General features: G+C 61.4%; 12 protein-coding genes. 10 read left to right on the forward strand and 2 right to left on the reverse strand.

Annotated elements, in window-relative coordinates:
- The first annotated feature begins 263 nt into the window (after positions 1 to 263).
- Positions 264 to 728: a hypothetical protein gene (locus LGH74_RS13240; protein ID WP_226176429.1), complete on the forward strand. Its 465-nt coding sequence runs from the start codon at positions 264 to 266 to the stop codon at positions 726 to 728.
- Positions 729 to 803: 75 nt separating this feature from the next.
- Here the strand turns inward: LGH74_RS13240 and LGH74_RS13245 are convergent, their stop codons facing one another.
- The gene (locus LGH74_RS13245; RefSeq protein ID WP_226176430.1) at positions 804 to 1610 is read right to left on the reverse strand and encodes an SDR family oxidoreductase; all 807 of its coding nucleotides are present in this window, start codon (positions 1608 to 1610) and stop codon (positions 804 to 806) included.
- Positions 1611 to 1808: 198 nt separating this feature from the next.
- On the opposite strand from LGH74_RS13245, the gene LGH74_RS13250 reads away from it, so the two are divergent.
- The 5 genes from LGH74_RS13250 to LGH74_RS13270 all read left to right on the forward strand — a co-directional run bounded on the left by LGH74_RS13250 (position 1809) and on the right by LGH74_RS13270 (position 12316).
- Positions 1809 to 4034, forward strand: coding sequence for a GEVED domain-containing protein (locus tag LGH74_RS13250; protein WP_226176431.1), 2226 nt, complete (start codon positions 1809 to 1811; stop codon positions 4032 to 4034).
- Between the two features lie 84 nt (positions 4035 to 4118).
- Positions 4119 to 9896 carry a T9SS type B sorting domain-containing protein gene (locus LGH74_RS13255; protein ID WP_226176432.1) on the forward strand — a complete coding sequence of 1926 codons (5778 nt, stop codon included), beginning with the start codon at positions 4119 to 4121 and terminating at the stop codon, positions 9894 to 9896.
- 240 nt (positions 9897 to 10136) lie between these two features.
- Positions 10137 to 11546, forward strand: coding sequence for a 23S rRNA (uracil(1939)-C(5))-methyltransferase RlmD (gene rlmD, locus LGH74_RS13260; RefSeq protein WP_431357451.1), 1410 nt, complete (start codon positions 10137 to 10139; stop codon positions 11544 to 11546).
- A gap of 18 nt (positions 11547 to 11564) precedes the next feature.
- Positions 11565 to 11927: a hypothetical protein gene (locus LGH74_RS13265; RefSeq protein WP_226176434.1), complete on the forward strand. Its 363-nt coding sequence runs from the start codon at positions 11565 to 11567 to the stop codon at positions 11925 to 11927.
- A gap of 14 nt (positions 11928 to 11941) precedes the next feature.
- Complete coding sequence (locus tag LGH74_RS13270) at positions 11942 to 12316, forward strand: hypothetical protein (RefSeq protein ID WP_226176436.1); 375 nt, start codon at positions 11942 to 11944, stop codon at positions 12314 to 12316.
- Between the two features lie 99 nt (positions 12317 to 12415).
- On the opposite strand, the gene thiL is transcribed toward LGH74_RS13270, so the two are convergent.
- A complete protein-coding gene (gene thiL, locus LGH74_RS13275) occupies positions 12416 to 13444 on the reverse strand; it encodes a thiamine-phosphate kinase (protein WP_226176437.1) in 1029 nt (342 codons plus the stop codon).
- Between the two features lie 177 nt (positions 13445 to 13621).
- Between thiL and LGH74_RS13280 the strand changes: the two genes are divergently transcribed.
- The 4 genes from LGH74_RS13280 (at position 13622) to LGH74_RS13295 (ending at position 17306) form a co-directional block, all read left to right on the forward strand.
- Positions 13622 to 14500, forward strand: coding sequence for a helix-turn-helix transcriptional regulator (locus tag LGH74_RS13280; RefSeq protein WP_226176438.1), 879 nt, complete (start codon positions 13622 to 13624; stop codon positions 14498 to 14500).
- 133 nt (positions 14501 to 14633) lie between these two features.
- Positions 14634 to 15518, forward strand: coding sequence for an NmrA family NAD(P)-binding protein (locus LGH74_RS13285; RefSeq protein ID WP_226176439.1), 885 nt, complete (start codon positions 14634 to 14636; stop codon positions 15516 to 15518).
- A gap of 4 nt (positions 15519 to 15522) precedes the next feature.
- The gene (locus LGH74_RS13290; RefSeq protein WP_226176440.1) at positions 15523 to 16464 is read left to right on the forward strand and encodes an alpha/beta fold hydrolase; all 942 of its coding nucleotides are present in this window, start codon (positions 15523 to 15525) and stop codon (positions 16462 to 16464) included.
- A gap of 248 nt (positions 16465 to 16712) precedes the next feature.
- Positions 16713 to 17306 carry a hypothetical protein gene (locus LGH74_RS13295; RefSeq protein WP_226176441.1) on the forward strand — a complete coding sequence of 198 codons (594 nt, stop codon included), beginning with the start codon at positions 16713 to 16715 and terminating at the stop codon, positions 17304 to 17306.
- Positions 17307 to 17487 lie beyond the last annotated feature (181 nt).

A 17487-nucleotide genomic window follows, 5' to 3' on the forward strand; every position in this document is an offset into this window, starting at 1 on the left:
TTAAACTTCCAAACCCTTTGCTTAAAAAGCTCTTCTTTTTTTTATCTTTCTGTGTACTTTTTTGTCAAGAAGTTAGCAGTCAAACTACTAGCCCTGTTGTTCAACAAGCTGATTCCTTGTTTGCAATGGGGCGATACGAAGCATCTTATCCACTGTACCGCCAGGGGCTGCGCCAAGGACTTACCTCATCCCGCATGTTGTTGCGCATGGCTTATATACAGGAAGGCCTGGGCCATTACCCGGCAGCGCTTTATTATTTGAGCTTGGCGCAACGCCGAAAGCCCACGTATGCTACATGGCGCAAAATGACCGAGCTGGCCCAGAGCAACCGATTGACAGGCTACTCCGATACTTGGAAATCGAGCCTGCTGATTACGTTTCGGCGCTACTACTATTCCGTGCTACAGGGGCTACTGATTGGGGCCGTGCTAGTGGGCGTGCTGCTTTTGGTACGGTACCGGGCCAGCCGGGCGTGGTGGCTGACGTACGGCATTTACTTGGCCGCGGTGGCCTTTTACCTCAACCTTTTGGGTGCCAGCCCAGTGGGCCTGGTAGCTCGCCCCCACGCGGCGCTAATGGCCGGACCTAGTGCGGGAGCGGCCTGGCTGACCACGGCTCGGGCCGGTGACCGGCTGCTGGTGCGCGGCCGACAGGATATCTGGTACCGCGTGGAATGGCGCAATCGGGATGCTTACATCCGCCGCAATGACCTGCTACTGCTGCAATAACGATTACCTAGTTATAAAACGCAAAAAGCCCTGACGCACAATGCATCAGGGCTTTTTCGTAAAAAGTGCTACTAGCTATTTAACCGGCGAGCCTTCTTCCTTGCGAAAATGGTTCAGCACCAGCTTATCAGCCAAGCCGGGCAGCCACTTATTAAGGAACACGGTGAGCTTGCCCTGCGCGGTTAATACCATGTCGCGGCGGCGCTGCTGCACGGCCCGCAGCAGGTGCTGGGCCACTTCCTCACTGGTCATCATCTGGCCTTCGTCGCGCGGCGACTCGCCTTGGGACGAGCCGTCGGCGGCCAAGGCTGTGTGGCGGATATTGGAAGCCGTGAAGCCGGGGCATGCTACCAATACGTGTACGCCCTGGGGCAGCAATTCGGTGCGCAATGCTTCCAGAAAGCCCTGCATGGCAAACTTGGAGGCCGAATACCCCGTGCGCCCTGGCAGTCCGCGGTAGCCGGCAATGCTGGAAATGCCCACGATAGAGCCTTTAGAATTCAGCAGATGCGGCAGCGCGAACTTGGTAGTGTAGACGGTGCCGAAGAAGTTGGTTTGCATCAACCGCTGAATCACGCTCAGATCAGCATCCTGGAACATGGCCCGCATGGAAATGCCGGCGTTGTTGATGAGCACATCGAGGCGGCCGAAGGCGGCAATGGTTTCGGCCACGGCCCGCTCGGAATCGGCCTCCACGCCCACGTCGGCGCGCACGGTGCGGTGCGCAATGCCGTGGCGGGCCAGCTCTTCGCCGGTAGCTGCCAAGCGGGCTTCATCACGCCCCGTTACAACTACCTGGGCCCCGGCCTGGCCGAAAATCAGCGCGCAGGCCCGTCCGATACCGGAGGTAGCCCCCGTGATAAGCACCACTTTGCCTTTCATATCTAGCGTTTAATTTTGGATGATTGCCGGACCGGACTCAGCCGTCGACACCGGGCCAAAATTACGCCTTTTTGGCGTTTGACGACATTTTTCGGGCTTCCATTTAAACGCAGGGATATCCGCTTAGGCTATTTCCGGAATTGGATTTAGTCGCTACATTTAGGGACGGAAACAACCTTTCTTTTCCGGGTGGCTTATATGATGCAAATTCTACGTACGTGGCGCAGTGCGCCGGCTTTCTGGGGTTCTTTTCTGCTGGCGCCGCTGCTGAGTGTGCCGGCCTTTGCCCAGTGCCCGGCGGCCACCTCGGCCTGCACGCCGGGCGGAGCCCCCACGAGCAACTATGCTTTTGGCATGGGCATCCTGAACGTGACGCTCGGCTCCATCAACAATACGACGGCCGGCGTGAGTGAAGGCTACCGCGACTATTCCTGCACCGGCGGCGCGGCTCTGACAGTGGGCACCGATTATGCCATTACGGTGCGCACCAATGCCAACGCCGACGAAAACGTGCGGGTATGGATTGACCTCAACAACGACGGCACCCTGAACCCCACGACAGAGCTGGTCTTTAGTTCGGGAGCCAAACGGGTGCATACCGGTACGGTGCGCCTACCGGCTGGCACCACGCTGGCCACCCGCCTGCGGATGCGCGTAGCAGCCGACTACATCAACGCGCCGATACCGACGCCCTGCTCCACGCCCCAGTATTCGCAGACCGAGGACTACGCCGTAACGGCCACGGCCAGCTCAACGGCGCCCGTAGCTGAATTTGTGGCCGACCAGACCCTGACCTGCTCGGGCTGCGTGCAGTTTACCGACCAAAGCCAGAACTCGCCGACCTCGTGGACTTGGAACTTTGGCGACAACACGCCCACCAGCAACCTACAAAGTCCCAGCCACTGCTACACCACGGCCGGCACTTACACCGTGACGCTGACGGCCACCAACGCAGCCGGGGCCACTACCCGCACCCGCACCAATTATATCACCTACAACTCGGCAGTGCCGGTGGCGGCCAGCTGCACGCCCAACACGGCCGCTTTCTGCTGCGGCTACGGCATCACGCAGTTTACGCTGGGCACGCTCAGTAAGAACTCCGTGAATGGGCAGGCCGGCTACGAGGACTTTACCTGCGCCAGTCGGGTAGATCTGACCGAAGGCAACTCCTACCCCGTGAGCGTGACTACGGGCCCCAATAGCGCCCAGGACACGCGCATCTGGCTGGATTTGAACAACGACGGCACCTTCAGCAGCACCGAGCTGCTCTTTACCGCCCTGAACCGGACCAACCCCACCGGCACCATTGCTATTCCGGCTTCGGCCGTAAAAAACCAGCCGCTGCGCCTGCGCGTGATTTCCGATTACGTGGGTGCCCCGGCCGGCCCCTGCGCCGAGCCCCAACTGGGCCAGGCCGAAGATTACACCGTAACCGTGAAGCCCAATATCAGCGCGCCGGCGGCCAACTTCTCGTCGAACTACGTGCCTACCACCTGCGTGAATCCGGTGCAGTTTACGGACCTGAGCCAGAACGCCCCGACCTCATGGCTCTGGAATTTCGGCGACAACACCACCAGCCCCCTGCAGAACCCCAGCCACCAGTACACAACCTCCGGCACCTACACCGTGACGCTGACGGCCAGCAACGCCTTTGGCCAAAGCACCATTTCGCGGGCCAGCTACCTGACCGTATCAGTGCCCTGCGTGACCTACTGCGCTTCGAGCGGGCTGAACAACAACGTGTGGCTGACCAGCGTGACTGTGACCGGGCCCTCGACTTCCTTTACGAATCCGTCGGCGGCCGACGTGGGCGGCTACGGCAACTATATCGACAAGACCATCGGACTGCGCCAGGGCCAGAGCTACACGCTGGCTACTGTCGTCAACCAGAACTTCCAGCGCACTACGTCGATGTGGCTGGACCTGAACCGCAACGGCGTGTTTGATACCAACGAGCTGCTGGTGAACGGCACTTCCAACCTGAATTCGTCCAATACCTTTACCATCCCGAACACCGCTGGCGTGGTGGGCTTTACCCGGATGCGGGTACTGACACGGGCCAACACCAACCAGGCCCAGGCCTGCCTGCTCAACCAAATCAACTCCGAAACCGAAGACTACTCCGTCCGGATTGACCTGATTACCAGCACCGCCGAGGAGCGGCAACTACCGTCGCTGAGTGTTTTCCCGAACCCGACGCCCAACGGCATCGTGCAATTGCGCCTGGCCGATGCCGCCGCAACCGGCATTTATTCGGTGGCGGTGCATAACGTACTCGGAGCCAAGCTGCTGACCACTACGCTGCGCCTGAGCCCGGCCGCCGATGCCCGCCTGGATCTGACCACGCTGCCCCGGGGCCTGTATTTGCTGCGTCTAACCGACGTCAGCGGCCAGACCGCCATCCGGCGCGTGCAGCGCGACTAGCCGCGCCTTTTATCCCGACCCCTCTTTCCCTCCCGGTAGCCCGCTATGGCCTAGCGGGCTACGCATTTTCTTTACCGCCCCTATATGCGAACAACTTTACTGCGCAGCTTACTGCTACTGCTATTCCTGGTGGGCCTGCGGGCTGCCCCGGCTACGGCTTCCCACCTGGTGGGCGGCGAAATGAATTACAAGTACCTCGACGCCAATGGCTCGGCAGGTACGCCCTTCCGCTACCGCATCACGGTGCTGCTCTACATCAACTGGGAATGCACCAATACCAATGATGTTTCCAACGTGCCCGACGGCCGTTGCAACATCTTTGTCAACATTTATAACAAGCAGAACGGGTTGCGCCTCAACAGCGGCCAGTTTGCTCAGAACTTCAACTGCGCCCAGGTAACCTGTGCCGGCCGCCCCAACCAGACCGATACGCAGCCCCAGGGCTCTTACCGGCTGCCACGGGTATCGAACCCCTCCATTACGCCGCCGCTGCCGGGTGGCTGCACGCTGCCCGGCGGGCCGCCGCCGCCCGTGCGCCTGTGCCGCTACGAGGCCATCGTGGAGCTGCCCGTGTCGTTCGACGGCTACTACGTGGTGTATACCGACGGCACGCGCAACCGCTCCATCAACAACCTGCTGCAGCCCGACAACCAGAACCAGACCATATTCGTGGATATGGCCCCGCCGCTGCTGCCCAACACCTCCCCTACTTTCTCAGATACGGCCGTTGTCGTTATCTGCCAGGGCGACACGAGCATCGTGGTGAATAACGCGGTAGACGTAGACGGTGACCGGCTGATTTACTCGTTCAGCACGCCTTACAATATTCCCGGCGCCCTCGGTGGCCCACCACCCACTACGTTTACCCCGCCCCCGCCCAGTGTGACGTATAATACGGGCTTCTCAGCCACCGCGCCTTTTGGGCCGGGCGCCGGCAACTACGCCTTTCTGAATGCCAGCAACGGCCTGAGTCGCTACGCCACCTCGCAGCAGGGTCGGTATGTAGTGGCCGTGGAAGTCAAGGAGTTTCGTAAGATTAACGGCAATGAGGTATTGATTGGCTCGACCCGGCGCGAAATTCAGCTGGTCTCGCGCCAGTGTCAGCCCAATCAGTCGCCGCAGTTTACGGCTGGCACGCTGGCCAACAAGACCTTCACTATTGAGGAAGGCGAAACCCTCAACTTCAACCTGGCCGCCACCGACCCCGACGGCAACCCCATTAACCTGCGGGTAAACAGCGTGCTACTCGACGGCTCCGGGCCGTTTGATGCCAGCTTTAGCGGCAGCCAGGGCGTGGTGCAGCCCAGCAACCCAACCGGCACCGTAACCATCACCGGCACGGGTGGCAGCGTCAGTGGGCTTTTCAGCTTCAACTCCCGCTGCGGCAATGCCCGCAGCACCCTCTACGACGTGGTAGTAACGGCCACCGACCAGGCCTGCGGGGCCAAGAGCGTTGCCGATATTTTCCAGATTCGGGTAAACCGGGCGGCGGGTCCCACCAGCATCAGTGGCGACGGGGTTATCTGCGACCAGACCCAGGTGCGGGCCTACACGGCCGGCGGGGCCACCCCGGCTTCTTACCTGTGGAAAGTGAAGGGCGGCGCCATTCAGGGTTCCAACTCGGCCAGCTCGGTACAGGTGCGCTGGAATACCACCGGTGCGGGCCGTGTCACGCTCCAGGGCGTATCCACACTGGGCTGCCCTTCCGACTCGGTAGCGCGGGACATTGACATCCGGCCGGCCAGTGCTTTGGCCGTAACGCCCACCAACGCCACTATCTGCCTCGGCGGTTCTACCACGCTGACGGCCAGCGGGGCAGCCAGCTACACCTGGACGGGCGGCAACCAGACCTTCACCGGCCCCACCATTACCGTAGCCCCGACCCAGACTACCACCTATACCGTAACCAGCACCGACGGTGTGTGTACTACCTCGCGCCAAGTAACCGTGACGGTAAACCAGACGGCCGTAGCCAATGCCGGGGATGACCTGACGACCTGCTCGGGTGAAGCCAAAACACTGGGTACGGCCGCGCTGACGGGCTACACCTACCAGTGGAGCCCGGCCGCCGGCCTGAGCAGCCCGACGGCTGCCCAACCAACCTTCCTGCAAACCAACACCGGCACCACGGCCCAGCAGTTTACCTATACCGTAACGGCCACCACGGCCCAGGGGTGCACCGCTACCGACGTGGTAGTGGTGACCTTGAGCCCGGCCGCCGTAGCCAACGCGGGAGCCGCCAAAACCATCTGTTCGGGCGGCTCGACCACCATTGGCACGGCCCCCGACGGCCTCGCCGGCCGCACCTACCAGTGGAGCCCGGCCACCGGCCTGAGCGACCCGACTGCCGCTTCGCCCACGGTGACGCTCACTAATACTGGCACGGCCCCGCTTGTGGTCCGCTACACACTCACAGTATCTACCAACCAACTGTGCTCAACCAGCGCCGGCGTGGACGTGACGGTGAATCCGGCCGCGGTTGCCAACGCCGGCAACGACGTGGTAACCTGCTCGGGCGATTCGAAAGTCTTAGGCTCTACCGCGCTGACGGGCTACACCTACCAATGGAGCCCCGCTACTGGGCTAAGCTCGGCTACCGTGGCCCAGCCGACGTTCCTGCAAACCAACACCGGTACCACGGCTCAGCAGTTTACCTATACCCTGACCGCTACTACCGCCGAGGGCTGTACGGCTACCGATGTCGTCGTGGTAACGCTCAATCCGGCCGCCGTGGCCGATGCCGGTACCAGCAAGACCTTCTGCTCGGGCGGTTCGGCTCTACTTGGTAATGCGGCCAGCGCCGTGGCGGGTAGCTCCTACCTCTGGAGCCCCAGCACTGGCCTGAGCGACCCAACGGCCGTTGCGCCGACCGTAACGCTGACCAACACGACCTCGGCCCCAATTACCGTCACCTACACGCTGCGCGTAACCACCGGCCCCGGCTGCGTGGATACCAAAACGGTGACGGTAACGGTAAACCCGGCCTCAGTTGCCAACGCCGGTAATGACGTGGCAACCTGCTCGGGTGAGGCCAAAGTCCTGGGCTCAGCGGCCTTAACCGGCTACACCTACCAGTGGAGCCCAGCCACCGGCCTGAGCAGCACCAGCGTGGCCCAGCCCACCTTCCTCCTGACCAATACCGGCACCACCGCCCAGCAGTTTACCTACACGCTCACGGCTACCACGGCCCAGGGCTGCACGGCTACTGATGTCGTCGTCGTGACGCTGAACCCGGCCGCCGTGGCTGATGCGGGTACGAACAGGACGTTCTGCTCGGGCGGCTCGGCCGTGCTGGGCAATGCGGCCAGTGCCGTGGCCGGCAGCTCCTACCTCTGGAGCCCAGCTACCGGCCTGAGCTCGGCTACCGCAGTGGCACCCACCGTAACGCTGACCAACACGACCTCGGCCCCGATTACGACGACGTATACCTTGCGCGTAACCACCAATCAGGGCTGCGTAGACACCAAAACGGTAACGGTAACGGTGAACCCCGCAGCCGTTGCCAACGCCGGTAACGACCTGGTAACCTGCTCGGGTGAGCCGAAAGTGCTGGGCTCTGCCGCGCTGACGGGCTACACCTACCAGTGGAGCCCAGCTACCGGGCTGAGCAGCACTACTGCTGCCCAGCCAACGTTCCTGCAAACCAATACCGGCACTACTCCTCAGCAGTTTACCTACACCCTGACCGCTACTACCGCTGAAGGCTGCACCGCTACCGACCTGGTAGTAATAACCCTGAACCCGGCCGCCGTGGCCAACGCGGGAATTGACGCGGCGCTCTGCGACAGTAAAAAAGTAACGCTGGGCACGCCGGGCCTCACGGGCTACTCCTACCAGTGGAGCCCGGCTACCGACCTGAGCAGCGCCACCGCCGCCCGCCCCGAGCTGACGGCCGTAAATACCACTCAGAGCCCCATTACCCGCACCTACACCCTCACGGCCACTACCGCTCAGGGCTGCACCAGCACCGACCAGGTGGTAGTTACCATCAACCCCCGGCCCTTGGTCGATAATATCCAGGGCACGGCTTCCGTGTGCCCTACCATTCAGGGCGTGGTGTACAGCATCGTGAATCCGCGAAGCACCGAATATCGCTGGACGGTGGTGGGCGGCACCATTACCAGCGGCGACGGGACGGCCAGCATTACCGTGAACTGGGGCGCGGCCAATGCCAATGCCAGCGTGCAGGCCTTTGCCCGCAACCAGTTCCAGTGCGACTCCGACCCAGTTACGTTCCCCGTCGTTATCAACCAGCGCCTGGATACCGAAACTCCGAAAGGCCCGGCCAGCGTGTGCCTCGCCAACGGCCCCTATACCTACTCGGTACTGCCCACCACGGGCTCTATCTACGCCTGGCAGATTACGGGCGGCACCCAGATCAGCACCGGGCCCGGCTCGGTGCTGGTGCAGTGGAATGGCCCCGGCACGGGTACGGTTACCGTCACGGAAACCAGCAACCCCAACGGCGGCCCCATCACCTGCTTCGGCCAGAGCCAGCCGCTGAGCGTGACCATCCTGCCCTCACCGGCCGCCAACCTGGCCCTGGCCGGCCCCGACCGGGTGTGCGCCGGCAGCACGCTGAGCTACTCCCTACCCGGCGCGGCAACGGGCTCCACGTTCCAGTTTACCCTCGACGGCGCCACGATAAGCAACACGGGCAATACAGTTTCCTTCCTGGCCCCGGCTCCCGGCACCCACATCCTGACCGTGAAGGAAACCAACGCCAGTGCCTGCGCCGGCCCGGTCTTCACCAAGACGTTCACTGTTGATCCGCTGCCGACGGCGGTGACGATTACCGGTCCGGCCAGCATCTGCCCCGGCCCTGCTGGCTTTGGCACGCAGCAGTATTCAGTAACGAATACGCCGGGCTCGACCTACGCCTGGACCGTGACGGGCGGCACTATTGTGAGCGGTAACGGCACCAGCGCCATTGTGGTGAGCTTCCCGGCCGGCTTCGCAGCCCGCACCGTAGCCGTAGTTCAAAGCTCCAGCTTCGGCTGCGCCGGGCCGCTGGCTACGCTTACCGTGCGCCCCGACAACGTGAGCGTGGCGTTGCGGGCGGCCTCAGTAGTGCCCGGCGACCGGAGCATCACTGTGAGCCTGAGCGTACCCGATAACGTGGGCAACACCAGCCAGGTCCGGATTCTACGGCGCGATGCCGGCACTACCGCCACCTTCGCCGTGGTAGGCAACGCGGCCAATACCGCTCCTACCTTCACCGATACCAGCGTGGATGCCGACGCCAAAGCCTACGACTACCGCGTGGAGCTGCTCAACAACTGCGGCACCACGCTGGCCAGTCAGGAGCACACCACCATCCGGACCACGGCTACGGCTACCGAAGGCAGCAAAGACGGCCGCCAGGAAGGCACGGTGAAGGTGAGCTGGAATGCCTACAAAGGCTTTACGGTGAAAGAATATCAGCTCTTCCGCACGGCCGGCACCGCCCCCGCCCAGCTCGTCACCACTGTATCGGGCAGCACCCTGGAGCAGGAATTCGCCAGCAGCTCGGCCGGCTTCGACCAGTGTTTCCGGGTAGTGGCCGTGAGCACCGACGCCGGCCCGGCGGCCGTAACGGCGGCTTCCAACGATGCCTGCGTCAACTTCGCCAACGACCTGGTGTTCTACAACATCATCACCCCGAATAACGACGGCGTTAACGACGCGTTTGTCGTTCGCAACCTTGGCCTGTACTCCGATTACACGATGAGCTTCTACAACCGCTGGGGCAAGGAAGTGTACAAAACCAACAGCTACGCCAACAACTGGAAGGCCGAAGAACAGCCCGCCGGCGTGTACTACTACCTGCTCAAGCTCAATAGCGGCCAGTCGTACAAAGGCTGGTTTGAGGTAGTCAAGTAAGCCCGCCAACCGCCGCTCACCGCAGGCCCTCCGGATTCCGGGGGGCCTGCTTTCGTTTCGGCCCCGGCAGGCCCGCAGCAAAATCCCGGCGGATTTCACCTAAAATCCCGGCGGATTTTGTCGGAAGTCCCGGCGGATGTTGCCGCAAGCCGGCCGGGACTTCCGGGCCGGCCACGGCCAAGTCCACAAAATCCGCGGCAGCGGGTTAATCGGCCCGAATCCGTGGTTACCTTTGCCCCCGTGAGGAAATCAGTAAAAAACATTCCGGCGGAATTGCTCCGCGAAGTCGAAATTACCGACATGGTGGCCGAGGGCAAGTGCCTGGTACGCCGCGACAATCTGGTCATCTTCGTGACGGGCGTGGCGCCCGGCGACGTGGTGGATCTGCGCGTGGTGAAGGCCAAGAAGAGCTTCCTAGAAGCCGTAGCCACGAAGTTTCACAAGTATTCCGACCTGCGGGTGGAGCCCTTTTGCCAGCACTTCGGCACCTGCGGGGGCTGCAAGTGGCAGCACCTGGGCTACGATACCCAACTCAAGTTCAAGCAGCAGCAGGTGCAGGACAACCTCCAGCGCATCGGCAAAGTGGCCCTGCCCGAGATTGAGCCCATTCAGCACTCGCCCGGCCGCACTTACTACCGCAACAAGCTCGAATACACCTTCAGCCACAATGGCTGGCTGACCAACGAGCAGATTCAGGCCGGCGAGGAAATCGAGCGGCGGGTGCTGGGCTTCCACACGCCCAACCGCTTCGACAAGATCATCGACGTGCAGCACTGCTGGCTGCAGCCCGAGCCGAGCAACGAAATCCGGCTGGCCGTGCGCAACTACGCCCACGAGCACAATCTGCCCTTCAACAACCTCGTCACTCAGGAAGGCTTTCTGCGCAACCTCATCATCCGGACGGCCAATACCGGCGACCTTATGGTGATTCTGCAGTGCTACTACGCCCACGACGCCCTGATTCCGCTGCTGGATTTTCTGGCCGCCAAGTTCCCGAACATCACGTCGCTCAACTACGTGCTCAACGACAAGGGCAACGAAACCTTCCACGACCTGGACGTGGTTTGCTACAAAGGGGAGCCCTACATCCATGAGGAAATGGAAGGGCTGCGCTTCCGTGTGGGGCCGAAATCGTTCTACCAAACCAACTCGGAAGGCGCCTACAACCTGTATAAGCTCACCCGCGAGTTTGCCGGCCTCACCGGCACCGAGCTGGTGTACGACCTCTACACCGGCGCCGGCACCATTGCCAACTTCGTAGCCCGCCAGGCCCGGCACGTGGTGGGCGTGGAGTATGTGGAATCGGCGGTGAAGGATGCTTACCTGAACTCGGAAATCAACAACGTAACCAACACCGAGTTCTACGCCGGTGACATGAAGGACGTGCTCAACGCCGAGTTCATCCAGAAGCACGGCCGCCCCGACGTGGTCATCACCGACCCGCCCCGGGCCGGCATGCACCCCGACGTAGTGGCCCGCCTACTCGAAATGCGCGCCCCCCGCATCGTCTATGTCAGCTGCAACCCCGCCACCCAGGCCCGGGACTTGGAGATGCTCGACGAGGCCTATAAAGTAGTGCGCGTGCGGCCGGTGGATATGTTCCCCCACACCCACCACGTGGAGAATGTAGTGCTGCTGGAGCTGAAGTAAGGCTCCCCCTGATATTCCATGGGACTTGACATCACCCTAGCTAGAATTGTCGGCGGTGAAGTCAATGAAGCTGATTACTTTCTTGCAGACGAGTCACCCGAGTTGCAGCCCTTTTTTCATCACCTTATACGCACGAAACATTTTGCCTATGAGGATGAAGAATTTGATGCGGAAGTATATTTCCTAGAGGACTTAGCTTATCAGCGGAAAGGAGTCGTAGCCGCTTTCTACAACGATTTTGCGAACGATGTATGTTTAACCCGTCAGCATGAGGTTGACCGGATGTTAACTTATGTTGACGAAAAACATAAAGCTGATTTTGACAATTTCTTCGTCAAGCAATTTAAGGAAGGTCAAACAGTTGTCATTATCAGCTGGTAAACACATTTTGTATCATGGACTACGCCAACGACCCTGAACTGAACGGCAAATACCTCGGCACCATCACCAAGGACTTCGCCGCCGTGTCCGATACCATCATGGAAGCCTCGTCGCAGGTGCGCAAGATGGACATTTCCAAATACCCGATTTTTGTCTTTGCGCGCCAGGAAGTGCCCATCGGCAGCCTGCTGGTAAATGCCGACGACGCCGGGCTGGAGTGGCACGTCTTTGCCTCGTTTCTGGAGCTATTCGTGCAGCAGGGCATCATCGGAGCCGAGGGCATCGAAGCCTTCCAGCAAACCTACAAGGACCCCAACGAGTACTGCTGCCTGTTCGTACTCGACGAGGAGTTCACCAATTTCGTCTTCGTACCGTACCCGGAAGACTAGGCACTGTTAAGGCTTAGCAGATTTAACTTCTGTGAATTAAAACAGCAAAGGCCATCCGGTTACGGGTGGCCTTTGCTGTTTTAATCAAGCTTGACATTGCTAAAAGTGCTGCCAGCCCTGGGCTTTCAGCGGAATGGGCTGACCCTGCTTGGTTACCAGATTTACCCCGTCGCTCTTCTCGGTGATGTGGCCGATGATGGTGATGTCGGGGTGGTTTTTGATTTTGTCGTGGTCGGTGAGCGGGATGGTGAAAAGCAACTCATAGTCTTCACCGCCGTTGAGCATGCACATGATGGGGTCGAGGTTGAACTCATTGGCCACTTCCAGCATGGGGTTGGCCGCCGGCAGGTTCTCCGAAAACACCCGCGCCCCGGTGCCCGACTGCTGGCAGAGGTGCAGCACTTCCGAAGCCAGCCCGTCCGATACGTCAATCATGCTAGTGGGCACCACGCCCAGGTCGCGCAGCTCGTGAATCACGTCCATGCGGGCCTCGGGGCGCAGCTGGCGCTGCAATACGTAGGGGTACTTTTCCAGCTCGGGCTGCATGTCAGGGTCGGCGGTCCAGGCCGCTTTTTCGCGCTCCAGCACCTGCAAACCCAGAAAAGCCCCGCCCAGGTCGCCGGTGACGCAGAGCAAGTCGTTGGGGCGGGCTCCGCTGCGGCGCACGGCCTGCCCGCTCGGCACCTGCCCCATAGCGGTGATGCTGATGGTAAGGCCACCCCGGCTGGCGGTGGTGTCGCCGCCCACCAGGTCCACGTTGTAGGCCTCGCAGGCCAGGCGCATGCCTTCGTAGAGCTCATCAATGGCCTCCACCGAGTAGCGGCTCCCAATGGCCAGACCTACTACAATCTGGGTCGGCACGGCGTTCATGGCGGCAATATCCGACACGTTGACGGCTACGGCCTTATAGCCCACGTGCTTGAGGGGGCAAAACGTGAGGTCGAAATGCACGCCTTCCACCAGCAAATCGGTGCTGACTACCAGGTCGTGGCCGGCTTCGGGGGCCAGGATGGCCGCGTCGTCGCCGATGCCGAGGCGGGTGCTAGGCTGGCGCAGGGTTACGGTTTGCTGAATTCGGCGGATCAGGCCAAACTCGCCGAGGTTTTCCAAAGGGGTGATGTCACTCATGGCGCAAAAGTACGGTACGGGAAGGATAGGATGCAGCAACAGGTACGGATTTGCGGAGTATAGCGCCCAGGTAAAACCCGCGGGTGGGCAAGTTGCTTTACGATTTGGCCGGGGCCGGCCGCTCCTGTTGCAGGCGGGGGCCAACTTATTCCGCCCGTAAGCTGTTACTTGCCACTTATGCCGGACTTCGCCCCGTATACCTACACCTCTGAGCTGTACGAAAGCCCGGCCCTGACGAGCAGCGTGGCGCTGAACTGGCCCGGGGTGCGCCTGGAGCGCTACCGCCTGCAACCCATGAAACTGCCCGCCCACAGCCACGAGCACCACTTGCTGCTCGTGCACCAGGGCGCCCAGCCCGTAGTGGCCAGCCGCCGCACCGGCTCCCGCGTGGAGGCTGACCGGTTCCGGAGCGGCGACGTAGGTTTGTACCCCGGCGGCGAGTACGGCCCGTTTGGCTGGGACAGTCCGGTAGATATCATTCAGGTGCACCTCGATGCGCAGGCGCTGGAAACCCGAGCCCGCCGCGACCTGGACCTGAGCTACTTTGCGCTGCAGGAGCGGTTTCGCTGTGAAGATGGGCTGCTAGTACAGCTGAGCCAGCAACTGCTGGCCGCCACCGGCCGGGCCCATACGCTGGGCCAGCTCTACGCCGAGTCGCTGGTGACGACGCTCTGCTACCACCTCATCGAGCACCACGCCACGTTTGAGCGCCGCCTGGCCGATGGCGCCGGAGGCCGGCTGCCGGCGGTGGTGCTGGCTCGTGTAGATGCTTACCTGGAGGCTCACGCCGAAGCGCCCGTTACGCTGGAAGTGTTGGCCGGCCTGGCCAATCTGAGCGTATTTCACTTTGCCCGCCGCTTCAAGCACACCACCGGCCGTGCGCCTTACCAATACGTGCTGGAGTGGAAAATAGGGCGGGCGCGGGCTCTGCTGCGGGCCGGCGAGCTGCCGGTAGCCGCCATCGGCGACGCGCTGGGCTTTGCCTCGCCGGCTCATTTTGCGGCGGCATTTAAACGGGCTGTGGGTGTGAGCCCCCGGGCATTTCAGCAAGGATAGGCGGCCCGCCAAAAAGCAAGAATACGTAGGTAAAGCGCAAGAATCAGGCATCCGGCTGAGTAGTGTTGGAGGACCTTTGAGGCAGTTAAAGCCGCTGTAAAACGGCGGCGTCTCATCCTCATTCCCTCCTTATATGGACTCTCTTATTGTAATAGCCGGTGCTACCGGCGACTTGGGCGGCCGCATTGTAACCACCTTGCAGCAGCGCGGGGCCACCGTGCGGGCCCTGGTGCGGCCCGAAACCAACCCCGCCAAAGTTGAGCACTTAACCCAGTTCGGCGTCGAGGTGCAGCGCGTGGCGTTTGCCGACCACGCGGCTCTCACCCGCGCCTGCGCCGGGGCCAGCTGCGTGGTGTCGGTGCTGGCGGGCCTGCGCGAGGTCATCGTGGACGCCCAAACGCAGCTACTCAATGCGGCCGTGGCCGCTGGTGTGCCCCGCTTTATCCCCTCCGACTTTGCCAGCGACTACACCCAGCAGGCTCCGGGCCTGAACCGCAACTTCGACCTGCGCCGCGAGTTCCAAGCCGGCCTCGACCAGGCGCCTATTGCCGCCACTTCCATCCTCAACGGAGCCTTTGCCGAAGTACTGACCTACAACATTCCGCTGCTCGATTTCCAGCAGCAGCAGGTGGGCTACTGGGAAGATGCCGACTGGCGGATCGACTTCACCACCATGAACGACACGGCTGCTTTCGCCGCCGCCGCGGCCCTGGACCCGGCCACTCCCCGCTTCCTGCGCATTGCTAGCTTCCAGCCCACTCCCCGCGAACTGGTTACAGTGGCCGAACAGGCCGGCCGGGGGCAGTTTGCACTGGTGCGCCTGGGCTCCCGGGCCGATTTGGCGGTGGCCATCCAGCACCGTCGGACGGCCAACCCCGCTGGCGAGCAGCAGCTCTACGCCGACTGGCAGCAGATGCAATACCTGCTCAGCATGTTCAGCGTGCAGAATACTCCCCTCGACAACGGCCGCTACCCGGACCTGACTTGGACCAATCCTGTCACCTTTCTAACCGCTTAACGCCGTGCAAACCACCTCTTCTACTTCCCTCCTGGGTGCCTACTCCGACGAGGAGCTCGTGAAGCACCTGCCGGGCTTTACCAACCACTATGCCACCGTCAACGGCGTACGCCTGCACTACGTGGAAGGCGGCAGCGGCCCGGCCCTGGTGTGCCTGCCGGGTTGGCCCCAGACCTGGTACTCCTACCACCCCATTGCCGCGGAGCTGGCCCGGCACCACTGGGTTATCATCGTCGATATCCGGGGCATGGGCAGCTCTGAGAAGCCTGCCGCGGGCTACGACAAGAAGACCATGGCCCGGGATATTTACGAACTACTGCGTCACCTGGGAGTGGAAAAAGCGTCGTTTCTGGGGCACGACATTGGCGGCATGGTGGCCAGCAGCTTTGGCTTCAACTACCCGGAATCTACGGAGAAGCTGATTCTGGCCGACGGAGCCCACCCCAATGAAGGTATGCGGCAGATGCCCCTGCTACCGGCCCCCGGCGCTTTTACCGATAAGATGAACGGGCAGCAGCCTTATGTTTGGTGGATGGCCTTCAACCAGGTAAAAGAGCTGCCCGAGCAGCTGCTGGCCGGGCGGTTTCAGTACCTGCTCGACTACCTCTTCCGCTACGTGATGCTGGACGAGAGCCGGATGGCGGCCTTCGACCGGGCGGTGTACGCGGCCGTTTACAATCAACCCGAAAATATTCGGGCGGCCAACGCCTGGTACCAAGCCCTGGAACATGATATTGCCGACGCCAGCACCTACGGCCGCCTCCCAATGCCGGTGCTGGGCATTGGGAGCTGTGTGTCGTACAGCTACCTGCAAATGAGCCTGCCCTATATGGCCGAGAATGTCGAGGTGGTTGGCATCCTGGACAGTGGCCACTATATGTTCGAGGAAAAACCCGCGCAAGTGCTGGCGGCCGTGCTGGGCTTCCTGCACCCGTCAGCCAGCTAATAGGCGCTGGCCGGGCACAGTGGCCTGCTGCGGCTACTACGCCCGGCCAGCATCTTGTTTTCGGGCAATATTTCCTGCCAGTCCGTGGCCCTTCTGCCTGATTCCGCAGCGGGTTTTCCCGGTTTGCCTGACAGTACCCGAAGCGCTGAAACTGACTTTGCGCTTCACCCGCCTGCCTGGCTCCCGTAAATTCCGCTCAACTTCATCGACCACGGAATATTTTAGGGATTTTTGACGTTTTTGCCGCTATGAAACTCTTCCTGCCGATGGCGTTGCTCGTACTCCTGAGCAACCTGAACTCCTGCAAAACCGACCGTTCCAACAAGGTAATTGACCCCGTATCCCCCGCCGCCGCCAAAGCCCAACTCGACGTGCTGCGTGACTCCGTGGACAGCCGCTGGAGCAAAATGACGGCCAGCGACGACGCCAAGATCAAAGCCACCGGCCAGGTATTACGGGCCCTAGAAAGCCAGCCCGGCGCCGATAAGGCCCAGCTTAAAGCCCTGGCCCGCGCCAACGACCAGCTCAAAGCCCGCCGCTACGACCAGCAAAGCATGAGCGTTTCGGCACAGATTGACGCCTACGATACGGCCCAGGATTCGGTACTGCGGGCGGTATATAATCTGGCCCAGCCCGCCGCCGGCCAACCCGATGCCACCGTGCAGCAGCTCACCAACGACATCCAAACTGCCGACGGCCAGGTGGTAGGCTACCGCGTGAACTACGACCGGGCCGCTAAGCAGTTCAACAATTACATCCAGCTCCACCAGGACGCGCTACACAAGCTCGGCGGCAAATACACCCAACTCCAGCCTTTGCCACTATTTGAGCTAAAGGAGTAATTACGGGCGTTTTTTCGGCTGTCATCCTGAGCGAAGCAAAGGAGCTTCCTCAAATGCCCCACTATAGCTTGTGTCAACGCAAAAAAGCCCTTTACCGCACCAACAGTAAAGGGCTTTTTCATGTTAAATTGAGTGTATCACTCGGGCGAGGAATGTCCTTCGCTTCGCTCAGGATGACAGC

The organism is Hymenobacter lucidus, from assembly GCF_020447265.1.
GTDB classification, from domain to species: Bacteria; Bacteroidota; Bacteroidia; order Cytophagales; family Hymenobacteraceae; genus Hymenobacter; species Hymenobacter lucidus.

Bases quoted from the DNA above. Each gene is read 5' to 3' on its own strand.
- LGH74_RS13285 (WP_226176439.1), top strand. From the start codon at position 14,634: ATGGACTCTCTTATTGTAATAGCCGGTGCTACCGGCGACTTGGGCGGC.
- LGH74_RS13265 (WP_226176434.1), top strand. From the start codon at position 11,565: ATGGGACTTGACATCACCCTAGCTAGAATTGTCGGCGGTGAAGTCAAT.
- LGH74_RS13270 (WP_226176436.1), top strand. From the start codon at position 11,942: ATGGACTACGCCAACGACCCTGAACTGAACGGCAAATACCTCGGCACC.
- LGH74_RS13245 (WP_226176430.1), bottom strand. From the start codon at position 1,610: ATGAAAGGCAAAGTGGTGCTTATCACGGGGGCTACCTCCGGTATCGGA.
- LGH74_RS13255 (WP_226176432.1), top strand. From the start codon at position 4,119: ATGCGAACAACTTTACTGCGCAGCTTACTGCTACTGCTATTCCTGGTG.
- LGH74_RS13250 (WP_226176431.1), top strand. From the start codon at position 1,809: ATGATGCAAATTCTACGTACGTGGCGCAGTGCGCCGGCTTTCTGGGGT.
- thiL (WP_226176437.1), bottom strand. From the start codon at position 13,444: ATGAGTGACATCACCCCTTTGGAAAACCTCGGCGAGTTTGGCCTGATC.
- LGH74_RS13280 (WP_226176438.1), top strand. From the start codon at position 13,622: ATGCCGGACTTCGCCCCGTATACCTACACCTCTGAGCTGTACGAAAGC.
- LGH74_RS13295 (WP_226176441.1), top strand. From the start codon at position 16,713: ATGAAACTCTTCCTGCCGATGGCGTTGCTCGTACTCCTGAGCAACCTG.